We start from the raw sequence: 22201 nt of genomic DNA on the forward strand, positions 1-22201 counted from the left end.
TCTATTTTTGATGCCATAAACCAGATTAGCGTTTTAGCGTAAAGTGGCCTTTAAAAACTCGTCCATCTTGCAAAGTCACAGAAAACCAATAATCGTCTGGAGCTAGTTGTTTTCCAATGTAAGTACCATCCCATCCATTGTTGAGAGGGTTCAATTCTTTGAGCAGCTTGCCCATTCTGTCAAAAATATAAATGGTACTCTTGGGCTGGAACTGTTCATTGATACCATAAATCTGCCAATAGTCATTGATGCCATCGTTATTAGGTGTGAAATATTTTGGAAAACCAATCACAGAAATGAGTTTCTCGCTAATCCCACAGCCATTTATATCCCTGACAAAAACGGTGTGAAAACCAGGGGCAACGTTGTCAAATGTTGCACTTTCTTGATAAGGGCCGGTGATGGCATCAACCGCATAGTCATAATCTCCTTCTCCCGTAACCATGATCGTAACGGTATTATTTTGGGATCCATCGTTGATGTCGATATTATTTATGGTTGCTATATTAGAAGGAAGAACCACAACAGTCCTATCCTTGAAACAACCGTCGGTATTGGTCACCCTGACAGTATAAGTTCCGGCAGCATTCACCATAATTTCGGATGTACTTTCGCCTGTAGACCAACTGTAAATATAGTTGCTTGGTGCATCGCCTATAATGCCACCGTTAATAGTAATACGCTCAGGAAAATTGTTCAAACAGTAAATGGTTTCAGTTTCCAGTTCCACATTTGGCATTTTAAAAACAGTGAGTTCAACTTCACTAATGCCGTAACAAGCATTGCTGTTTTCAACCCTTGCGTAAATGGTTTGAGAATAGGGAACCGTATTCGTAAAATTGTTGGGCAGCGGATTGGTCTCCAAAAGGGCATCCTCGTAAGTGGCGTAATAAAACAGTTCGAGGCCGGCAGGTAATGTGTCCAAAACCCCAGCATCTGCATCAGAAAGTCTAAAGGTGTAATAGCCGTCTTCTGTACCGTCATCGTCACAATTGGTTAACAGTGCATCATTGGCTGAGGTAGTGCTAACCTTCAACGTCAATTGCGCCACGCTAAAACATCCGGTCAGATCATCGCTTACTTTGACGTAAAGTAATTGTGGATTATTTAGATTTTCAAATGCGGTCCCGTTAACTTCGTTGGCCCCTGATATTAAGTCGACACTGCTCAAATAGTAAGTTAATGTTCTGTTGGATGCACCACCAGTAAGGGCATCTTTGGCTTGGTCTAAATTAAAGCGTGTGTATCCATCGGGTATACCATCTTCATCACACTGGATGATGGAGCTATTGAACGCATCCGGTAAGGCGTTGACCACAAGATCTAAGGTGTTAATGGTTTTGCAATTATTGTTTATGGCATCTTCTATTCTGACAAATAGTTGTTGTTGATTGGGAGTTGTGTTATAGTATGGACTTGTTAATGCTCCAGAGCCGGCTTCTGCTGAAGCTTTCGACGAATGATAGGTGATTTTTATTGAAAAAGGATCTTGACCTTTGAGGATTTCCGAATTTCTCGACTCCAAGTCAAAATAAGTTTGTCCATTATTGGAATTACCATCGTCATTAGAGTCACACAACTCATATGGTGTTGGAGGGGAAAAATCAGGCCCTAAATTAACGATGAGTGAAAAATCGGTGACTTCAAAACAGCCGGTGATGTCATTGGTAATTCTTGTATAAATTTTTTGCGGATTGGAACTATTGGTATAAGGACTTATAAGCGGATTGAAGTTGATATTGGCGTCACTTTCACTGGCGTGATAACTTATGGTAACGTCCAATTGCGTTCCCATGATCCGGGAGGTGTTTTGATCTAGATCAAAACTTGCAAAGCCATCCTCGTAAGGAGTGACAGTATCACACAATTCTAAATCTAAAGGTGTTAATGTACTTGCCTCATTGACTGGAGGCGAAGAAAACTCGGCAGAACCCGTCCATTCCAAAGTAAAACCGCTATTGCCGATGGGCCTATCAATGACTATAAAATAGGTGTCTCCAGCAGATACATTTAACCATTCCACAAAACTATTGCCGTCTGGTCCTGGACCTTCAGACGTGTCTCCAGCGCCTGCACGCATCCCTGTAAAGTTGTTGTTTTGATTGGCCGCAGCAGGATTGGTAGTAGAACACCTGATGGCGAAACCCAAATTATTGCAAGACACATTTGGACCAAATACAAAAAAATCATAATCTTCTTGAATTGAACTGCTGTTGGGACGCAGCGTAAATCCTAAAGTGCCATTGCTGACCAGACTTACTTGAAGCCAGATACTATTGTTTTCTTGGCTGCTACAACTATTTGAATTGTTCAACTCTTGGTTTCCAATGCCACTAACATCTAAATTAACGCTTGAATTTCCGCAAATGATTACAGAGTCAAAACAATCGGTTGGATATTGGGCTTGAATATTCTGAGAAAAAAAAAGCAAAGTGAATGCAAAGAGGAGTTTGAGAAGTGTTTTCAATATAATTAGCGTTTTAGCGTAAAGTGGCCTTTAAAAGTTCGTCCATCCTGCAAAGTCACAGAAAACCAATAATCGTCAGGAGCCATTTGTTTTCCAATATAAGTACCATCCCACCCACTGTTCAGCGGGTTCAATTCTTTGAGCAGTTTGCCCATTCTGTCAAAAATATAAATGGTGCTCTTGGATTGAAACTGTTCATTGATACCATAAATCTGCCAATAGTCATTGATGCCATCGTTATTAGGTGTGAAATATTTTGGAAATCCAATCACAGAAATGAGTTTCTCGCTAACCCCACAGCCATTGGTATCCCTCACAAAAACGGTGTGGAAACCCGGGGCAACGTTGTCAAATGTCGCATTTTCTTGATAAGGTCCGGTGATGGCATCAAGCGCATAGTCATAATCTCCTTCTCCCGTAACCATGACCGTGACGGTATTATTTTGGGATCCATCGTTGATCTCGATATTTTTTATGGTGGCTATATTTGAAGGAAGAACTGTAACAGACCTATCCTTGAAACAACCTGCGGTATTGGTCACCCTGACAGTATAAGTTCCGGCAGCATTCACCATAATTTCGGATGTACTTTCGCCTGTAGACCAAGTGTAAGTATAGTTGCTTGGAGCATCACCAATAACGCCCCCGTCAAGTGTAATAGTCTGTGGGAAATTATTCAAACAGTAAATGGTCTCAGTTTCCAGTTCCACATTTGGCATTTTAAAAACAGTGAGTTTAACCTCACTGATGCCGTAACAGGCGTTGCTGTTTTCAACCCTTGCGTGAATGGTTTGGGAATAGGGAACCGTATTCATAAAATTATTGGGAAGCGGATTATTTTCTAAAAGTGCATCCTCATAAGTTGCATAGTAAAACAGATCGAGCCCGGCAGGTAATGTGTCCAAAACGCTAGTGTCTGCTTTTGAAAGTGTAAAAGTGTAATAGCCGTCTTCTGTACCGTCATCGTCACAATGCGTTAATTGTGCATCATTGGCAGAAGTGGTACTTACCACAAGGGTCAATTGCGCCAAACTGCTGCAATTGGTAAGGTCATTGATAACCTTGACATAAATCACCTGCGGATTGTTAACATTGCGAAAAGCACTTCCGTCTATTTTGTTCAAGCCATTTTCGGCATCAGACATACTATAATAATATTCCAAATTTCTGTCAGATGCGCCACCAGTTATGGCATTTTTAGCTTGGTTGAGGTTAAAGGTCGTAAAACCTTCGGGATTGCCATCTTCATCACATTGGATAAGCCTGCTGTCAAAAGCTTCTGGTAATGGGTTAATGGTGATGTTGAACGACCTTATCGAATAACAACTCTGGTTGAGATTATTTTCTAACCTTATAAAAATGGTTTCTTTGTTAGGTGTCGTATTTCTATAATTTAAAGGCAATGGGTTGACATCCTTATCTGCATCTAGTTGTGAAGGATGATAGGAAATGGTATATAAACTCATGTCTTGCATGCCAACAGCTTCAGGAGTGACTAAATTTAAATCAATGGTGGCAATCCCATCCCTAGTATTACCCTCAGTATCACAAAATTCTATATCTGTAAAATTGTCAATTTGAGGGGTAATAAAAACTTCAATAAAAAAAGAAGTGGTAGCGAAGCAATTGGGGTTTTCTTTGTTTTGAACCCTTGCAAAAATTTCTTGTCGGCGGGAGGTATTGTTATAGTTGCCTACAATTGGAAATTGGTTCAGATTAGCGTTTTTCAAAGATTCAAAATAGTGCACCTCAAAAGTTGAAGGATTTTGAGTTCCTAAGATATTGGCGTCATACGTTGTTAAATCAAATAAAACTGTGTCTGTTGTACCACAAATACTATCGTCATTAATAGTGTTGGCCACAGGAATTTCAAAGATGCCTATAAAAGCTTGACCAACAATGGGACATTCACCATTATTAGGTTCAATGAACACTTCATAAAAACCAGTAGTATCCACAAATAATTTCTCACTAGTTTCTGATAAAGGGAGTCCGTCTTTTGTCCAAGCGTAAGTACTATTGGGGGTAAATTCAGCCTTTAACGTATAGCTCTCACCTTCACAAAGTCTTAATTCTGTTACACTTGTACCATTTTGGATGATATCAACTTGTGTATTAAATAAGGATTGGATGAACGGTGGTAACCCAATACTGCTAGTGTGTGAACCATCATTATTGACATCCAAAAGCACCCCATTTTGATTGTAAACTACAGCGTTTCCATTGGCTTCAGGATTTTCAATAACGCCCAAATAACGATTGAGGTTACTTAGGCCTTGAAAACTGCGCTGTGCTCTATAAATTTTCTTGTTGATAGCCAATTGTAAGGCACCACCACTTATAACTTCGCTTCTGTGAATGACTACCTGCGAGTTTGGTATATTACTTTGGGATAAATCCCACTGCACAATTTTACTACTGTTGCGTTCGTCAATAGTGGCATATACTTTTTTGTTATCTGCTGAAAACTCAACGCCATACGGACTGTCGTCCTGTTGCGGTGCATAAAGTTCTACAGAATTAGAGACAATTCCTGTATCATTATCAAAATCAAAAAGATACACGCCTCCAGCAGCTTCAGTGCCCAATTGCGTAGCAAAACCCAAATGTGCTGCAACAAGTTTCGTTCCGTCAGGTGATGCTTTTAAGTATCCCAAAGCATTCCTTCGGTATCCAGAAATAGGGACCGTTGGGCCAACTTTAGACACCACAGGGGTAGGAATAACGCCTTCACTTTCAATTTTAAAAGCATAAAATTTATCTATAAATTGGGTGATCACCCATATGGAATAACAATCATCAGCCTTTACAGCGGTTATTTTTTCTGAACATTTAAAATCTACCTCATTGGGATTATTGACATCATAGGTGATGAGTGGCATATTCTTTTCAGAAGAAACCACGTCTCCGAGACCCCCATTCAAAGTCATATCCACCAAAGAAAACGTGAGTCCGTTGTTAACACCATCACCGCTAAAATCTGCAGTGTTTGGGTAAGCTGAAGAATTTAAATGATGAGGCTCATCTACCGCAAAAATATAATAGAAATTGGGATCTTGGGGTTTTGGTACAATCAATCCAGAAGATGTACTTGAATCATCTCCCAATAGGCCCGTACCAGCTGCTTCACTCGCATTGGCCATAGGTTGGTGGTTCTTGTTCCAAATTGTGCGGCCATCAGAATAAAATAAGAGATTGCCATTGCTGTCAGAGATTGTTGTGCAGCCTTCAAGTGTATTCAATTGTCCATCCGTCAGCGCGGTAACACTGCCATTGGCGCTATTAAACTTAACCCCGGCGTTTCTTCCAAAATACCAATACGACGCCTCATTTTGTGAATACATAGAGAGGCTTATCAGTATAAGCAAGAGTAGAGGGATTTTTTTCATAGGGATAGCTATAGCTACCAAATATATTATAAATCCCGTTGCTTTAATAATCTGTACGATAAAAAGATAAATACCGCTGTCCAACCCAAAACAATAACAAGTTCATACCAATGTACAGCGTAGTCATAGGCCATATCAATTTTTTCGGGATATTTGCTCATGACCACACGTTGGAAAGGTTGGTTGATCAAATTGTACATCGATTCCAATGGCAAAAAGTTCTTTATTTTCCATGCCATGTCTAGGTTGAAAACCTTAACAGCCACCCCAAATACTATCCATTCAAAAATGTACAGGAGAAACAGGAAGGCCAGGGCAAAAGCAGAGCGCTTGACCAACATTCCGAAGAATAAACACAAGCTGAAAAAGCCTACCAGTTTAACAAAGTATGCCAGTAAAAATTCAGTTTCGCTAAAGATGATAGAAGCTTCTGTATAACTCGAATAATAAAGTCCGATACAAAATGAGCCGATTGCAATTAAAACAGTGGCTAAAAGTGAAAAGAAAACGATGGTGTAAAACTTAGAAAGGATGAATTCTTTTTTGCTCAATCCGTCAATCAAATTCTGTTTTATGGTTTTGTTGCTATACTCGTTGCCTATCATGCTCACCACAACAATAGCGAAAAACAACTTAAAATAGGAGGCGAAAAATGTAGTAATGTGCCAGATGATTGGGAAATTGAAAATACCAAGTTCTCCCAATTCTAAAGTAAAGAATCCGAAGAAATTAATTTTTATGGAAGATAGGATCAAAACCGTGAAAGGCAGAATAAATGAAATAAAGATCAGCACTTTACTCGCTCTGTTTAATAGTAGTTTTTGTAGTTCTAAATTGACTAGTCGTAACATAGGGTTGGTTTTGATTGATTAGTTGTTGTCAGTTAATTTGAGGAATTGTTCTTCTAAACTTTCCTTGCGCATTACCAAATGCGACAGCGTAATGCCTTTCTCAAACATCAGTTTATTAAAGGTTGAGGCATCCATAGGTTCGTTTAAAAAGGCGGTGATGAGTTCGCCTTCCTCTTTTACACTTATAAAATCAGGGTTGTTTTGAAGAAAAGATATTAAAGTCTCATGTTGAACAGATTTAAGCTCAAAAAAACCATGGCTGGAAATCATTTCATCCACACGACCAGAGTATAATTTTTCACCCTTACGAAGTACAACAACGTGAGAACAGACTTTTTCAACTTCATCCAAAAGATGCGATGCCAAAAGAATGGTCGTTCCTTCACTCGCAATCTGTTTGATCAGGGATCTAATTTGATGAATTCCCTGTGGATCCAATCCGTTGGTAGGTTCATCCAAAATCAGTATTTCAGGATCATTCAAAAGGGCAGAGGCAATGGCCAGACGTTGTTTCATACCCAAAGAAAAGTTGCTGAACTTACTGTTCTTTCGGTCTAAAAGTCCAACAATCTCTAGCTTCTCATCGATCTTACTATAATCAACACCTTTAATTCTACAAACCAGTTTTAAATTTTGGTAAGCCGACATGTAAGGATAGAAATTCGGATTTTCTATAATGGCGCCCACCTTTTTCAGCGCGTCATGTGTTGTGGTTTGGCCTTCAAACCAGCTAAAGTCACCCGAAGTTTTGTTGACCACATTAAGGACGATGCCCAAAGTAGTTGATTTGCCACTTCCGTTTGGGCCTAAAATGCCGTAAACGTTCCCTTTATTGATAGTGAATGATAAATCTTTGACTGCTGTGAGATACCCAAATTTTTTGGTGAGATTGTTGATGGTAAGAATGGTTTCCAAAATATTTTCTGATTGATTAGTTACACGTATGACGAGTGATGGTTAAATTTGTTACATCTGTAAATATAAACACTTACATTTGAGATCACTCAAAAGCTATGCAAGATCTAAAAATATCCTTACGCAAACCGTCTTATCCCGTAACTGAAAAGTTGCACAAGTATCTCTCTGAATACAACAGAAATATTAGGCTGCCCATCTTTTATGACGATTTATTACGCTTTCAGGGTGCGGTGGTGTTATATGATAAAGATGATATTGACACGCTTTGGGTGCGGGTTTATTTTAATGAGTTTGAGCGTCAGGAGATCGATCTAAGCCTGAAAAAGGTTTATACGATATTACATTCTGATGGAAACGAGCGCACCATCCCATTTTTGAATGTGGATGCTATTGACTATTGCACGTTTGGAAATTCAAAGCCTTTCCGCATCAAAATCAGGAATATCCTGAATGACAATTATACCTATTTTTATATCAAAAAAGCTGATGCTTCCCGCATTTATGGACTGGAATTGGAGCATATGCTGTCACCATACAATCTGAATTTTTTAGTGTTTCAGGACACTTTGATTGAAGAGCATATTGCAGGCGTTCCTGGAGATGAGTTTATTAAGAACATGTTGCCCAAGTGTACGCCTTCTGAAAAATCGCAGATTGCCAAGGAGTTTGTAAAGTTCAATGAGCGTTGTATGATCAGGCTTTTGGGAGACATGCGTTCTTATAATTACGTGATTGTGCCCACGCATGATTTTGACAATATTGTCTATAAAATTAGGGCGATTGATTTTGATCAGCAGAGTTATGAAGGCAAATTCAATGTATACCGACCACAATTTTTCAAGGAGAATTTAGCAATGGTAGAATTGGTTCAGGAAAAATTCCAACAGGAATCCATTGATCAGTATAAGTTGGAAGAACGTTCTATTGTTGCCAAACGATTGATCAGTTATCATGAACGCATTAAGGAACTGTTAGAATGTATGGTGGCGGATACGCTTTCTACCCCTGAACACATCACACTTTTAAAAATGAAAATTTTTGAATATACCCAGGATTTAAAATTCAAACACAGTAAAAATATGGGCGAAATTGTAAAGAATGCCTTAGATTTTGTGCAGCGTAATTATGAGAATGTGAACACCAAGGAATTGAGATGAATAACACATTCAGACTAATTTTTTTAATTCCAATTCTCATCAAAGTCCAAACTCTCATAATCGTCGACATCTAAGTCATCATCAAACTCATTGTAATCATCATCATCGTCTTCAGCTTCAAATGATTTTTGTGGCGCTTCAGTTGGGATTTGACCATGTACAAACATCAAATTTGGATAATCAGTACCTTCAGCTTCTTCAACTATTTCTGCCAATTCCACAAAAAAGGTCCACATGCTAAAAAAATCATACACATAAATCAATTTGGTTTGCATTTCATACACCACGTCCTTGATAGGTGTTTCAGCCATAAGCCTAACGTCATCATAACTTTCACCCGTGTCAAACATAGAGATTTCCTCACCCTGATTCCAGTCGTCATCACTTAAATAAAACGAAGCCATTTCAATACCATCAAACCCAAAAGCTTGGGTAATGCTGTTGTGCAGGTCTTCAAGCGTATCTGTTTCTCGGATTTCTAAATCTCTAAAAACATCATCTTCGGTGTCATTGTCAAGAATAATTCTGAATCTGTAAACCATGTGTAAAATTTAATTTGCAAAGGTAACCCTTTTTCTACTACCTACTAAAGCGATGCAAGGTAAATGTCATTACTGACAAGAGGAAAAATGCCCCTATTTGATGGGCGACACCCAACCATAACGGGACGCCGTAAATGATGGTAAGGACGCCCAATAAAAACTGTACACCTACAAGAATCAAGAGGCCATTGATCCCGTTTGATTGTAACATTGTCAACTTCATTTGTTTGGCGCGATACCAGATAATACCGATAAAGATAACAACAACATAAGCAAATGTGCGGTGCACAAATTGAAGGCCACTTGGGTTTTCAATAAGGTTCAGATAAAACGGTTCCATGGCATAAGCTGATTCATGGATAAATTTCCCTTCATTCATCATAGGCCAATGGTTATGCAACAATCCGGCTTTTAATCCGGCTACAAAACCACCGTAAATAATTTGTATAATCAATATCACGTAACCGACACCAATAAGATTTCTGAAGTTTTTATCGATTGGTTTTCGGTCAGGAAACTTTAAATCTAAGGCTACCCAAAGCGTTGCAGAAAATGTTATAAATGCAGTGGTCAAATGTGCTGCCAATCTATAATGGCTCACATCTGGCATATCTACCAAGCCGCTTTTTACCATATACCATCCCAAAAAGCCTTGGAATCCACCAAGAAATAATAATACGAAACACTTCTTTATGGTTTTTGCGGTCAGTTGTTTAGTGACCAAAAAGTAGATAAACGGAAAGATGAAAACCAAGCCAATCAGACGCCCTATAACACGATGAAACCACTCCCAAAAGTAAATGCCTTTAAAGTCTGATAGGGTGAAATGCGAATGCAGCTTCTGAAATTCTGGATACTGTTGGTAAAGTGCAAAGGCTTCCTGCCATTCTGCTTCATTTAACGGCGGAATGGTACCTGTAATTAGTTTATAATCTGACATGGACAGCCCAGAATCTGTTAACCTGGTGATGCCCCCAACCACTACCATGATAAAGAGTAGTGTGCAACCTGTAAGAAGCCAATAGATGACTTTCTTGTTATCTTTTTGTTTTGCCATTAAAACTTGAATTTGAATTTGAATTTGAATTTGAACTTGACTTTAATTTGAACTTGACTTTCATTTTCAACTTCAAGTTCGATTTCAATTTAATTAATCCTTAATCACTAATACCTCTAATCCTAGACGTTTCCCTTCTTCCAACATCAACGCATAAGCTGCTTGATGCTCATTTGGAATTTTACCTTCCAGAATAGCTTCTTTTATGGTCTCTTTTATTGTTCCTATCTCTCGAGAAGGTTTTAACCCAAAGGCTTCCATAATTTCTTCACCAGACACTGGAGGCTGGAAGTTGCGCACGTGATCCCGTTCTTCAACCTCAACAATTTTGTCTCTGACGAGTTTAAAGTTGTTGTGATATTTTTTAAATTTCTTCGGGTTTTTTGTAGTGATATCTGCCTCACACAGCACCATCAAGTCATCTACAAAATCACCAGCATCAAACACCAAACGTCTCACGGCAGAATCTGTAACTTCCTGAGCTAAAACGATAGGTCTAGAACTCATAAAGACCATTTTCTGTACAAACTTCATCTTCTCATTCAATGGCATTTTCAACCGTTTAAACAAACGGTAAACCATTTTTGAACCCTCAAATTCATGACCGTGGAAGGTCCAACCTACTTTCTTGCTAAATTTTTTTGTAGGTGCTTTGCCAATATCATGTAAAAGGGCTGCCCAACGCAACCAAACATCATCTGTGTTTTGGGCAATATTGTCAACCACTTCCAAGGTGTGGTAAAAATTATCTTTGTGCCGTTGCCCTTCCTTTTCATCAATACCTTTTAGAGCGGTGAGTTCTGGAAGGATATAGTCCAACAGTCCTGTTTTTTCCAATAATAAAAAGCCGAGGGAAGGGACGTCACTTTCGAGAATTTTATTGAGCTCTACTACGATGCGTTCTTGTGAGATGATTTTTATACGTTCCTTGTTTTTTGAAATTGCTTCAAGCGATGCATTTTCTATGGTAAAATTGAGTTGGGTGGCAAAACGGATGGCGCGCATCATTCGCAACGGATCATCACTATAAGTAATATCAGGATCTAACGGGGTTCTGATGATCTTTGATTCCAAATCTTTCAGACCCTCAAAAGGATCAAGTAGGTCTCCAAAATTTGCCGCACTTAAATTTAAAGCCATCGCATTAATGGTAAAATCACGCCGGTTCTGATCATCTTCCAGGGTGCCGTTTTCCACTACAGGATTTCTACTCTCTTCACTATAAGATTCCTTCCGTGCGCCAACAAACTCTATTTCAATGTCATCATAACGCAACATGGCGGTGCCGTAGGTTTTGAATACTTGCACTTTGGGATGGTCTGGAATATTTTTGGAAACTTGTTTTGCCAAGGCAATACCACTGCCAATGGCTACAATGTCAATGTCTTTATGTTGTCCGCGTTCCAAGATATAATCGCGAACAAAACCACCAATCACATAGGCGTCTATTCCTAGTTCTTCTGCAGATTGGGAGATGATTTTGAAAATGGGATGGATCAACGCTTGATGTTTCATAATTTTCAAATTTCAAGTACCAAAAACCAAATGGATTGTTGGAATTTGGAATTTGAATTTTGGAGTTTCTTTTATCGAATAATTCTTACTTTCCCATTCGCGCTCAACTTAATGATTGACGATGGTTTTGTACAAATTTTTTCACGATGCAAATTTACGACATAGTCCACACCTTTTAAAATAAGAGTGTCTATTTCTTGAAATGTTTTTGGAGTAGATTGCCCACTTATATTTGCTGAGGTTGACACGATAGGTTTCCCGAAGCGTCGGAGTAGCTGGAAACAAAAATCGTCGTTGGGTATTCTAATGGCTATGGACTTATCTTCAGCAATTAAATTTTCTGCTAAATTTTGTGCATCATCATAAATAATGGTAATTGGATCTTCTGAAACCTCGAAAATATCAAAGGCCACTTTAGGGATTTCCTTTACATATTTGCCCAACATTCTGTCATCAGCTACCAAACAAATGAGTGCTTTGTTGTCTTCGCGTCCTTTCAATTGGAATATTTTTTTGACAGCCTCTGGATTGGTAGCATCGCAGCCTATTCCCCAAACGGTATCGGTTGGGTAGAGTAGTAGTCCGCCTTCTTTTAAAACCTGTAAGGCGTTTGAAATTTCTTTTTGCATATTTTCTAATTCCTAATCTTAATTTCTAAATTTCCCTGTCCTTGTTTTTAGGATGACATTCAATGTCAATATAATTTCTAACTTTGAGAAGCTTTATTGGTCTCAGATTTAGTTAAAACTATGTACTTTAGTGCATCTCGCTTTAGCTTCTAAAAATTTTGACACGAATTTCACGAATTTTCACGAATTCATTGGTTCATTGAAAATACAGTCGTAAATCATTTACTGTAAATTTCACGAATGCAACAGACTTTCAGTCTGTTTTAAAAAATCTATGGCACTTTAGTCCATAGTGATTTATTTTTTCTTTGCGCAACTTTGCGTCACAACATTGCAAACTCAACAAAACTCCACATTCGAAAGTTTCCCGCAGACCCGCCTGTCGACATAAAGGTGACGCAGATTTTCGCAAATTGTTAAGTCTAAATATTTCATAGATCAAGATTTTCAGAGAACCTAATACCTCAAACCTCAAATCTAAATTTTTAGCTTCTATTTTTCCTCAGCAACCACATTTTGACATAGCGCATAAACACAACATACCCTTGTAGATATCCAATTGTTAAGCCTATCACACCATCTCTAAATCCGCTTTGAATGATATAATGTTTGAAAAATCCCCAAAATGGCTTTAAAACAAAATGATATGGATTCAATGTTCCCGTTTTTTTATTCATAATCTTTAGCTTGCCAAGTGGCATACCTGTTCATCTTCTCAATGTAGTTGTCAAGGGTTGTATAACTCTGATGGATCAATTTGTGCTTTAAAGTTCCAAGGTCACCATTAGCAATAATTTCCGCGTGGACCTGTTTGTCTTCATAGTTGCAAAAATCACGTTTAAAAAGGCGGATCACCTTATCGTTCCGCCAACCACTGTAATTAACCTGTTCTCCCATGAATATGTTGGTCCTGCCAATCCAATACGCCACAATTTTTGGATCAGGATTTTTAAGAATTTCTAAAATTTCAGATTTTAATTCGGTAGTAACGCGTTCATCAGCATCGATCAATAAAATCCATTCGTGTTGTGCTTGAGGAATGGCCCAATTTTTTTGAGATGCGGAGTATTCGTAATCTCTTCTAATGACTTTTGTGGCTAATTCCTGTGCTTTTTCAAAAGTGCCATCGGTACTTAAGCTGTCCACTACCAGAGTTTCATCAGCAAAATCAACAGATGCTATAGCTGCCTCAATATTGTGAATTTCATTACCTGTGGGAATAATGGCAGTCAGTTTTTGCATAGCAAGATTTAGGTTTGATAGATGTGTAGATTAAATGCAAAAATAAGGATTTTGTGATATGCAATCCAACCTTTAGGCATCTATTAAGTACTTGGCAATGGCGGTTTGGGTTTTAGTGCTGTCAAAGGTATTGATAGCAAAATTGTAGCCTTTTAAACCCATCTCTTTTCTAATCTCCGGATTGTTGTAGAGGTATTCAATTTTATCGGCAAATAAATGGACGTCATTGAGTGGTGTTAGAAATCCTGTTTCATTGTTGATTACCACTTCTGGATTGCTGCTCACGTTAAAAGCAACAATAGGTTTTTTACATAGAGCTGCTTCGGCCAGGACATATCCAAAACCCTCCCATAAAGAAGAAAGTAAAAAAACATCACCTGAATGCATAATGTCTTTTGGGTTTTTTATAAATCCGGGAAAGAGAATTTCTTCCTTCACATTCAGGGTTTGTGCCAAGGTTTCCAAATCGTCCTTTAACCTGCCTTCACCTCCAATAATCAGCTTGAAATTAAGGTTTCGGAATTTTAATTCCTGAGCGATGTCAATCAGGAACTTTTGATTTTTCTGAAATTCCAAGCGTCCCAAATTGACCAAAACAAATTCGTCCAACTTTTTGTTATAGACGGGTTTGAAATCTCTTTCTAAAAATGAATCAATAGCAATGCCGTTATAAATGACTTCAATTTTTTCTTCGGGAAATAGATTCGGGTTATTCTCAAGCACTGTTCTTTTTGTGGCAATGGAGTTTGCCAAAATATCGGTCACTACGGAGCTAAAATAATAGCGATTAATAGCTGAATTTTTTATCGGTATCGCACTCCCACGCCTGTAAATAACACGTTTTACGCCAGCCAATTTTGCAGCTATTCCCGCTACTTTCAAATCTCTAGAAAGATTCATGATGATGATATCTATGTGATGCTGTTTAAGAATTTTTTTCACCTTAATAAATGAGAAAGGATTTAAAAAGCTAAGATTAGTGATTTTGATGAGTACATATTCTACTGTAGTTTTCTTCAGTCGTTTATGGAGTTCACTGCCTTCATTACAAATAAATAGCACCTCATAACCTTGTTGTTGCATGTAAATGCAAGTTTCTAGATGCCATTTCTCTCCACCGCCCCATTGGTCTGTGCTGTTAAAAAAGCAAATTGTTTTCATGGGTGTAAAGCTTTATAAGTTTCATAAATATGCTTAGCGATGACATTATCATTAAACTGTTGTGCATAATCCAACCCTTTACTATTCATTTTGTCTCGGAGTTCTTCATCTTCTAGTACAATCTGAATCGCTGCTTCGATGTCTCTAGGGTCGTTTGGATCAATATAAATGGAGTCTGGCCCACCGGCTTCACTAAAACAACTTTCTTTAGAGGTGATAACCGGTGTTTTTGAGAACAAAGCTTCTATTATAGGAATACCAAAACCTTCAAAAATACTAGGATAAACAAAAACGGATGCCATTTGGTAGATTTGCGCCAATTCTTCAGTATTCACATTCTTTAAAAAATGTACGCGATTTGTTAGTCCTTTGGCATTAATATACGCTCTAATTTCTTGGGCATAATCGCTTTTATCATTCCCAACCACCACCAAATTACAATTCAAATTTTCAATGGCTTTCACTAAATTGAGCAGATTTTTCCGTTTTTCCACAGTTCCTACATTTAAGATAAACTTTTTTGGTAAATTAAATTTTGATGAAGTTTGATTAAGTTCTTGGTTGGAATAACTTTTTTTATAGGCAGCATTGCAACCTTGATAAATCACCTTTATGCGCTTTGGATCTATATGTAGAAATCGAACAATATCTTTTTTGGTCTGTTCTGAAATGGCGATGATCATATCAGAATGATCTGCTGCATATTGAAATTTGTTGCGGTATATTTTTCGGTCGATGGGTTTGTAAAGTTCTGGGAAGTGCGCAAAAATAAGATCGTGGATAGTAACGATGGTCTTGATTTTTGTGTTTTGGATGCCTCTGGGGATTTCGCCCGTCAATCCGTGATAGATATCTATAGTATCTTCTTTTAATTGCTTAATGATAGCTTTTTGTCTCCAAAATGAAGAAAGAAAGCGCCAAAACGTTGTGTTTGGAAGTGTTTCTTCTGTGTTGGCATCCAACTGAAAAGCAACTTTTCCTGGTTTCGGATTATAGAGTACATATTGGTTTTCAGGATAAAAATGGGACACCATACGTATTAAATCGCGACTATAATTTCCTAGTCCGGACCTATTGTGAAAAGCCCGTTTGGCATCAAAACCTATCTTCATTTAGCTGTTTATAAAGTTGATATACTTTTTTTGTTGGTACTCATAGCTCCATTTTTTGTCCTGATACAGTGATGGGATTTCAATTGTTCTATTTGCTATTGCGTTTAGAATGTTTTCAAAATTAGCGTCATTATAACTGATGCCATTCGCTTTCAAATCAGGAATCACCTCATAAAATTTATGAAACAGTAGCGGTTTTTTAAACCCGAATGCCAAATTGAAAGCCCCTGTAATTTTGGAGTCAATATAGTTTTTATCCTGTTTTTGTAACAAAGGCATGATAAAATCGGAATGTTCCAAATAACTGTAATAGGCGCTATTTGGGATGAACTTTTCAAAAATAACAAAAGCATCTGAAACCTGATGTTTTTCTAGTTGTTGTTTAAGTTTTAAACCATCCTGATTATTGATATTTCCTAAAATTATAAATTTAAGTAGTTTGGGAATGTTGATTTGACTCAATTTTTCTACTAAAAATTGATAATCTCTGCGATCGAAAAACACACGTCCCGGAATACAGATCCATACTTCGTTTTCTTTTTTGCTGAGCCTTACCTTTTCTGTGGAAGGAAAGAAAATAGGGTAGAAGCTTTCCAGCTTCAGACTTTTATCTTTTAATTGGATATTGTTTTTTAGGGCATCACTTAGCGTGAAATATTTTTTGATTTTTGTACTGATGATTTTCTGTGTGAAACTTTTATTGAGTTTCCTAACATGATGGACTACACCGATGCATTCTGTTTTGTAACCATTCAAAAAGACGACGACATTTCTTAAGCTTTTGGATGAGGATGCCGTATTGAAAATCACCTTATCGAATGTTTTTAAGTGGTTGACCAATTTGAGCTGTAATGGTAAACGCTTCATTTTTGAAAGTGCGTCAAAGTCATACCGAAAAATAGGTATTGCAAACTCTTTATAACTTTCAACATCAATTTTAGGATGGATATATAAGGAAACCTCATGTCCCGCATCAGCAAGAAAGGATACTTGCGAAAACATACATTCTTCGTGAGACTCGGATAATTCCACTAAGGCGATCTTCATATTGCAAATATCTTTTAAAATTTTGCCACAAAATAACTAAAAAAAGAGTTTATAAATTATTTTCCATTCCTTTGTTGTTCAGAATGGGTTGATCGCCCAAAATTTGATACATGAAAACCATAAAATATTATCTCCATCAGCTTTTTAAAAAGGACTATTCCTTAGAAAATGCACCTATCAAAACCAAGAGTATTCAAGACTCCTTTGACTATTTGGAGGAACGCATGGATCAAAAGGAGCGCCTATTTTTTGTGAGATTTGGGGATGGTGAATTTATGACTTTATTAAAAAGAGACCATCGCAACTATATTTACAACGAAGGCTTGGCCATTGAAATTGAGGGATCTTTCAGGATAAAGGATGCTAATTATCTCATTTCCTGTCCTATTAATTATCCTTACGATGAATTTCACGCCAAAGGAATTTACAAACAATTCTCATGGCAAAACGAAATGATTGAAGTGATGGACACCATGGATATCAAAACTCATGTTCTCTATGAAAACCCGTGTGTTTTTCAATGTATGGCAGTGTTTAAACCTCAACGTTTACGGAAATTTTTAAACAATCATGTGCGTTCTAAATCTAAAATGTTCATCGGTTCTACACCAAAAGAAGTCGCTGAAAAACTTTACGGACCAATTGATTACTATGTAAAGATTCCTGTAAAAAACGCCTATGAAACGATAGAGGAATGGTGGCCAGAAATAGAAAGAAATGCTGATAAAGTAGAATTGATCATTCCTTCGGCTGGAAGTACATCAAATGCCATAGCTTTAAGATTATGGAATCTAAATATCCAGGTGAAATTGATTGATTTTGGGTCAATTGTGGATGCGGTTGATAGAAAAGTCTCACGAACTTGGATTCGCTTAAAAGGGCATACCGCTCTAAAAATTTTGAACAATCCGCCAGAATTTACCTTAAAAGAAAAACTTAACAACTTTGGAAAGGATGTTAAGTTTTTCTTTAGAAATCAGATTATTTAGAGGAAGAACCAAGAGCCTTCCAATACATCGGAACTGCCAGAATTAAGAACAAAGACTTGATATAGAATACTAAAAAGGATCCTTCATTGTAGCAAAACTCTTAATACTTAATTATAAAAGCGCAGCGGTCTTAATTCTGATAAAACCTAAACCGCCACATTATATTCACGTAACGCATCATTTAATGACGTTTTCTTATTGGTGCTTTCTTTGCGTTTCCCAATAATTAAGGCACAAGGCACATTATATGTTCCTGCAGGAAACTCTTTGGCATAACTTCCAGGAATCACAACAGAACGTGCCGGAACAATACCTTTCATTTCAACAGGTGCATCACCAGTAACATCAATAATTTTGGTTGATGCAGTTAAGCAAACGTTCGCGCCCAAAACAGCTTCTTTTTCAATTCTTACACCTTCTACCACAATACATCTACTACCAATAAACGCGTTATCTTCAATAATTACAGGAGCTGCTTGCAAAGGTTCCAAGACACCACCAATTCCCACACCGCCTGATAAATGCACGTTTTTACCAATTTGCGCACAACTGCCCACAGTTGCCCAAGTATCTACCATGGTGCCTTCGTCAACATAAGCACCAATATTCACGTAACTCGGCATCAAAATGGTGCCTTTACTAATATAAGCACCGTGTCTGGCAACCGCATTGGGCACTACACGTATCCCTTTATCGGCATAGCCGCGTTTTAACGGAATTTTATCATGGTATTCAAAAATTCCCACTTCAAAAGTTTCCATTTTTTGGATTGGGAAATAAAGCACGACTGCCTTTTTGACCCACTCGTTTACTTGCCACCCATCAGCAGTGGGTTCAGCTACTCTTAAAGTGCCTTCATCTAGCAAATCGATCACACTTTTTATGCTTTCTATGGTGACTTTATCGGAGAGTAATTCGCGGTTTTCCCAAGCGTTTTCTATATTTTGTTGGAGTTGTTTCATGTCTAAATTTAAGTTCACACAAAGATAAACCTATAATTGATTTTGGGAAATTTCTTAATGGAACTTTGCAGTTTGCTTTTAAGACACAGATTACACAGATTACACAGATTACACAGATTACACAGATTTCAAGGATTTCAAGGATTTCAAGGATTTCACGGATTGGATTTAGATACTATTCAGAAAGAGATTTAAATGCCGTAACTTTGCCACTAGCAGGAATTATAAAGAGATTCCTGCCTTCGCAGGAATAGTATGGCAAGAATATTAGCAATAGATTACGGAACAAAGCGCACGGGTATTGCGGTAACTGATGAACTTCAAATCATCGCTTCTGGATTGACCACTGTGGCCACGAAGGAGCTCTTGCCGTTTTTAAAAGCGTATATCTCTAAAGAAAACGTAGAGTTGTTTCTGGTAGGAGAACCCAAGCAAATGAATAATGACGTTTCTGAAAGTGAAGCGTCTATTCAAACCTTTTTAAACAAACTTGCCAAGTCAATTCCTACGATGCCTGTTAAGCGTGTTGATGAACGCTTTACTTCAAAAATGGCCTTCCAAACAATGATTGATAGCGGCCTCAAAAAAGGACAGCGCAAAAATAAAGCATTGGTGGATGAAATTAGCGCGACCATCATTCTTCAAAGTTATCTCTACAATCAGTAACTCCCTAGTAACAATTTTATCCTAAGTTTCTAAATTCCTAATAAGTATTGTATTTTTGCAGTCTTAAATTTAAAGATCAATGATTTTACCTATTGTTGCCTATGGCGATCCTGTTTTAAAAAAGGAAGGCGAAGACATTTCTACAGAGTATCCCAACCTGAAGGAGGTCATTGCCAATATGTACGACACCATGTATGAAGCCTATGGTGTTGGTTTGGCAGCGCCGCAAGTGGGACTTTCTATCCGCTTATTTTTGGTAGACACCACACCTTTTGCAGACGATGAAGATTTGACCAAAGAAGAGCAGGCATCATTGAAAGATTTTAGGCGTACCTTTATCAATGCTGAAATCCTTGAAGAATCGGGTGATGAATGGGCTTTTAACGAAGGCTGTTTGAGTATTCCAGAGGTTAGAGAGGATGTGTTTAGAAAGCCAAAAATTAAAATCCAATATCAGGATGAGGATTTCGAAACGCACGTTGAGGAATTTGACGGACTTGTTGCTAGAGTGATTCAACACGAATACGATCATATTGAGGGTGTTTTGTTTACCGATAAACTGTCGACCTTAAAAAAGCGCTTAATCAAAAGTAGATTGAGTAATATTTCAAAAGGAAACATCAGCGTCGATTATAAGATGCGTTTTCCTGCCATGAAAAAGAAACGTTAATTTTTTACAATCCTAAGGGCAAAGGTATATATTTGTCAACTTCAAAATAAAAAGCATATAAAGAATATGAGTTTAGATAAGATTTTATCCATTTCAGGGAAACCAGGGCTATATAAAATTGTAACCCAAACACGTAGCGGTTTTGTTGCAGAATCGTTGCTCGATAAAAAGCGTATGACCGTTAACATTCACAACAATGTGAGTGTTTTGAGCGAAATTGCGATGTACACACTTACTGAAGAAGTCCCATTACGGGAGGTTTTTAAAAAGGTACGTGCGAAAGAAGATGGAAAACAAACGTCTGTCAGTCATAAAGATTCTAAAGATGCTCTAGAAGAATATTTCTTTGAGGTTTTACCTGATTATGATGAAGATCGTGTCTACCCAAGTGATATCAAAAAAGTGATCCAATGGTATAATATTTTACAAGCCAATGATCTGTTATCTGCTTTGGATGAAGAACAAGAAGATAAGTCAACAGCTTCCAAAGTAGAAGAAGCACAGTCCAAAGCTGCAGCTAAACCGGCTGCTATTAAAAATGTAGCATCAAAGGCAGCAGCCTCTAAAAAAGGGGGATCTACTAAAAACACAAGTGCTAGAAAAACCTAGAAAGAATAAAGAACAAAAAGCTGATTCAACACTATACAAACCCATAATTTCATTTGAAAATTGTGGGTTTTTCTTTTGTTATCATTGAGATTTTAAATTCATCTCCAGAAAAAGCTTTCATTTTCGTAATTTTAAACTTTTAGACAGATAACCATTATGACACGCAGACAAGAACAATTACAAGCCTTTGACCGACTTTTAACGATTATGGACGAATTGCGTGAGCAATGCCCGTGGGATAAAAAACAGACCATGGAAACGCTTAGGCATTTGACCATTGAAGAGGTGTATGAACTTGGTGATGCTATTTTGGAAAAGGATTTGGACGAGGTTAAAAAGGAATTGGGAGATGTGCTGTTGCACATTGTATTTTATTCTCGCATTGGCAGTGAGACAAAAGACTTTGATATTGCCGATGTGTGTCATAGTATTTCTGACAAGCTCGTTGAACGCCATCCGCATATTTACGGCGATGTAAAAGTTGAGAATGAAGACGATGTTAAACGCAACTGGGAACAAATCAAATTAAAGGAAAAGGGGAAAACAAGCGTCCTGCAAGGAGTGCCAAAAAGTTTGCCCGCTATGGTAAAAGCCAACCGCATACAAGATAAAGTAGCCGGTGTAGGTTTTGATTGGGAGCATCCTGAACAAGTTTATCAAAAAGTGGAGGAGGAGCTCAACGAATTGAAAGTTGAAGTCGCCAGTGGAAATAAAGATAAAATGGAAAGTGAATTGGGTGATGTCTTGTTCTCAATCATTAATTATGCCCGCTTTTTAAAATTAAATCCAGAAAATGCATTGGAACGAACCAATAAAAAATTCATCAAAAGATTTCAATATTTAGAAGCTAAGTCTAAGGAAATCAATACGTCCTTGTCTGAAATGACCTTGGCCGAGATGGATGTGTACTGGGAGGAAGCAAAAAAAGTGTGAATTTTTTTCCATCTGGTAATCCAAACACGAGATTGTGCACGTATATATGGTATAGTGAAACTTTCTAGTTTCATAATCATAAGTAGGTAATCTTAATTATATTTTAAGCGGTATTAGTTAAGATTAAAATTTAGTTTAGTTAGGGGTCAAAATCCTATCTGTTTTTACAGATAGGATTTGATTTTTTAGGATGTTTGGTATTTTTAAACTTATTAGTACTAATACTAATTCCATAAAAAAAAGCCCAATCTCTTATATCGAAAATTAAGGTACGTTTTATTTTTT

The 22201-nt window shown here is 37.6% G+C and carries 20 protein-coding genes; 6 read left to right on the plus strand and 14 right to left on the minus strand.

All coding sequences use genetic code 11. From position 1 onward, the window contains the following. Nucleotides 1–25 precede the first annotated feature (25 nt). The 4 genes from A9996_RS14925 to A9996_RS14940 all read right to left on the minus strand — a co-directional run bounded on the left by A9996_RS14925 (nucleotide 26) and on the right by A9996_RS14940 (nucleotide 7622). Entirely contained in the window at nucleotides 26–2467 is a 2442-nt protein-coding gene (locus A9996_RS14925; RefSeq protein WP_066436797.1) for a T9SS type B sorting domain-containing protein, read from the minus strand. 5 nt (nucleotides 2468–2472) lie between these two features. Then, nucleotides 2473–5811 carry a T9SS type B sorting domain-containing protein gene (locus A9996_RS14930; RefSeq protein WP_169817259.1) on the minus strand — a complete coding sequence of 1113 codons (3339 nt, stop codon included), beginning with the start codon at nucleotides 5809–5811 and terminating at the stop codon, nucleotides 2473–2475. Nucleotides 5812–5882: 71 nt separating this feature from the next. Continuing rightward, a complete protein-coding gene (locus tag A9996_RS14935; RefSeq protein ID WP_066436802.1) occupies nucleotides 5883–6707 on the minus strand; it encodes an ABC transporter permease in 825 nt (274 codons plus the stop codon). A gap of 18 nt (nucleotides 6708–6725) precedes the next feature. After that, nucleotides 6726–7622, minus strand: a complete 897-nt coding sequence (locus A9996_RS14940; RefSeq protein ID WP_066436808.1) for an ABC transporter ATP-binding protein — start codon at nucleotides 7620–7622, stop codon at nucleotides 6726–6728. Between the two features lie 98 nt (nucleotides 7623–7720). Here A9996_RS14940 and A9996_RS14945 point away from each other — a divergent pair, with 98 nt between their 5' ends. Further along, entirely contained in the window at nucleotides 7721–8782 is a 1062-nt protein-coding gene (locus A9996_RS14945) for a hypothetical protein (protein WP_066436811.1), read from the plus strand. A 23-nt stretch (nucleotides 8783–8805) separates the two neighbouring features. Here the strand turns inward: A9996_RS14945 and A9996_RS14950 are convergent, their stop codons facing one another. The 9 genes from A9996_RS14950 to A9996_RS14985 all read right to left on the minus strand — a co-directional run bounded on the left by A9996_RS14950 (nucleotide 8806) and on the right by A9996_RS14985 (nucleotide 17087). Continuing rightward, on the minus strand, nucleotides 8806–9324 hold the full coding sequence (locus A9996_RS14950; protein WP_066436813.1) for an IS1096 element passenger TnpR family protein: 519 nt from the start codon (nucleotides 9322–9324) through the stop codon (nucleotides 8806–8808). 37 nt (nucleotides 9325–9361) lie between these two features. Then, nucleotides 9362–10381: a COX15/CtaA family protein gene (locus tag A9996_RS14955; RefSeq protein ID WP_066436816.1), complete on the minus strand. Its 1020-nt coding sequence runs from the start codon at nucleotides 10379–10381 to the stop codon at nucleotides 9362–9364. A gap of 93 nt (nucleotides 10382–10474) precedes the next feature. Beyond that, nucleotides 10475–11896, minus strand: coding sequence for a CCA tRNA nucleotidyltransferase (locus tag A9996_RS14960; protein WP_066436819.1), 1422 nt, complete (start codon nucleotides 11894–11896; stop codon nucleotides 10475–10477). A gap of 71 nt (nucleotides 11897–11967) precedes the next feature. Further along, nucleotides 11968–12525 (minus strand): L-threonylcarbamoyladenylate synthase, encoded by a 558-nt coding sequence (locus A9996_RS14965; RefSeq protein ID WP_066436822.1) that lies wholly within the window; start codon nucleotides 12523–12525, stop codon nucleotides 11968–11970. Between the two features lie 485 nt (nucleotides 12526–13010). After that, nucleotides 13011–13202, minus strand: a complete 192-nt coding sequence (locus A9996_RS20985) for a hypothetical protein (RefSeq protein ID WP_346210652.1) — start codon at nucleotides 13200–13202, stop codon at nucleotides 13011–13013. Further along, a complete protein-coding gene (locus tag A9996_RS14970) occupies nucleotides 13195–13767 on the minus strand; it encodes a glycosyltransferase family 2 protein (RefSeq protein WP_346210653.1) in 573 nt (190 codons plus the stop codon). Before A9996_RS14970 ends, A9996_RS20985 begins: the two co-directional genes overlap by 8 nt. A 72-nt stretch (nucleotides 13768–13839) precedes the next feature. Further along, nucleotides 13840–14928: a glycosyltransferase gene (locus A9996_RS14975; RefSeq protein WP_066436826.1), complete on the minus strand. Its 1089-nt coding sequence runs from the start codon at nucleotides 14926–14928 to the stop codon at nucleotides 13840–13842. After that, nucleotides 14925–16040 (minus strand): glycosyltransferase family 4 protein, encoded by a 1116-nt coding sequence (locus A9996_RS14980; protein WP_066436828.1) that lies wholly within the window; start codon nucleotides 16038–16040, stop codon nucleotides 14925–14927. The genes A9996_RS14975 and A9996_RS14980 overlap by 4 nt, the downstream gene beginning before the upstream one ends. Continuing rightward, nucleotides 16041–17087, minus strand: coding sequence for a hypothetical protein (locus tag A9996_RS14985; protein ID WP_066436831.1), 1047 nt, complete (start codon nucleotides 17085–17087; stop codon nucleotides 16041–16043). 110 nt (nucleotides 17088–17197) lie between these two features. On the opposite strand from A9996_RS14985, the gene A9996_RS14990 reads away from it, so the two are divergent. Then, nucleotides 17198–18076: a GT-D fold domain-containing glycosyltransferase gene (locus tag A9996_RS14990; protein ID WP_066436833.1), complete on the plus strand. Its 879-nt coding sequence runs from the start codon at nucleotides 17198–17200 to the stop codon at nucleotides 18074–18076. A 146-nt stretch (nucleotides 18077–18222) separates the two neighbouring features. On the opposite strand, the gene A9996_RS14995 is transcribed toward A9996_RS14990, so the two are convergent. Further along, on the minus strand, nucleotides 18223–19038 hold the full coding sequence (locus tag A9996_RS14995; RefSeq protein ID WP_066436837.1) for a 2,3,4,5-tetrahydropyridine-2,6-dicarboxylate N-succinyltransferase: 816 nt from the start codon (nucleotides 19036–19038) through the stop codon (nucleotides 18223–18225). Nucleotides 19039–19293: 255 nt separating this feature from the next. Between A9996_RS14995 and ruvX the strand changes: the two genes are divergently transcribed. The 4 genes from ruvX (at nucleotide 19294) to mazG (ending at nucleotide 21916) form a co-directional block, all read left to right on the plus strand. Beyond that, on the plus strand, nucleotides 19294–19704 hold the full coding sequence (gene ruvX / locus A9996_RS15000) for a Holliday junction resolvase RuvX (protein ID WP_066436840.1): 411 nt from the start codon (nucleotides 19294–19296) through the stop codon (nucleotides 19702–19704). Between the two features lie 79 nt (nucleotides 19705–19783). Beyond that, complete coding sequence (def, locus tag A9996_RS15005) at nucleotides 19784–20374, plus strand: peptide deformylase (protein WP_066436846.1); 591 nt, start codon at nucleotides 19784–19786, stop codon at nucleotides 20372–20374. Nucleotides 20375–20440: 66 nt separating this feature from the next. After that, nucleotides 20441–20983, plus strand: a complete 543-nt coding sequence (locus A9996_RS15010) for a DUF5606 family protein (RefSeq protein WP_066436848.1) — start codon at nucleotides 20441–20443, stop codon at nucleotides 20981–20983. Nucleotides 20984–21139: 156 nt separating this feature from the next. After that, complete coding sequence (mazG, locus tag A9996_RS15015; RefSeq protein WP_066436849.1) at nucleotides 21140–21916, plus strand: nucleoside triphosphate pyrophosphohydrolase; 777 nt, start codon at nucleotides 21140–21142, stop codon at nucleotides 21914–21916. The last annotated feature ends 285 nt before the right edge of the window (nucleotides 21917–22201 follow it).

The organism is Gelidibacter algens, assembly GCF_001678675.1.
GTDB lineage: Bacteria > Bacteroidota > Bacteroidia > Flavobacteriales > Flavobacteriaceae > Gelidibacter > Gelidibacter algens.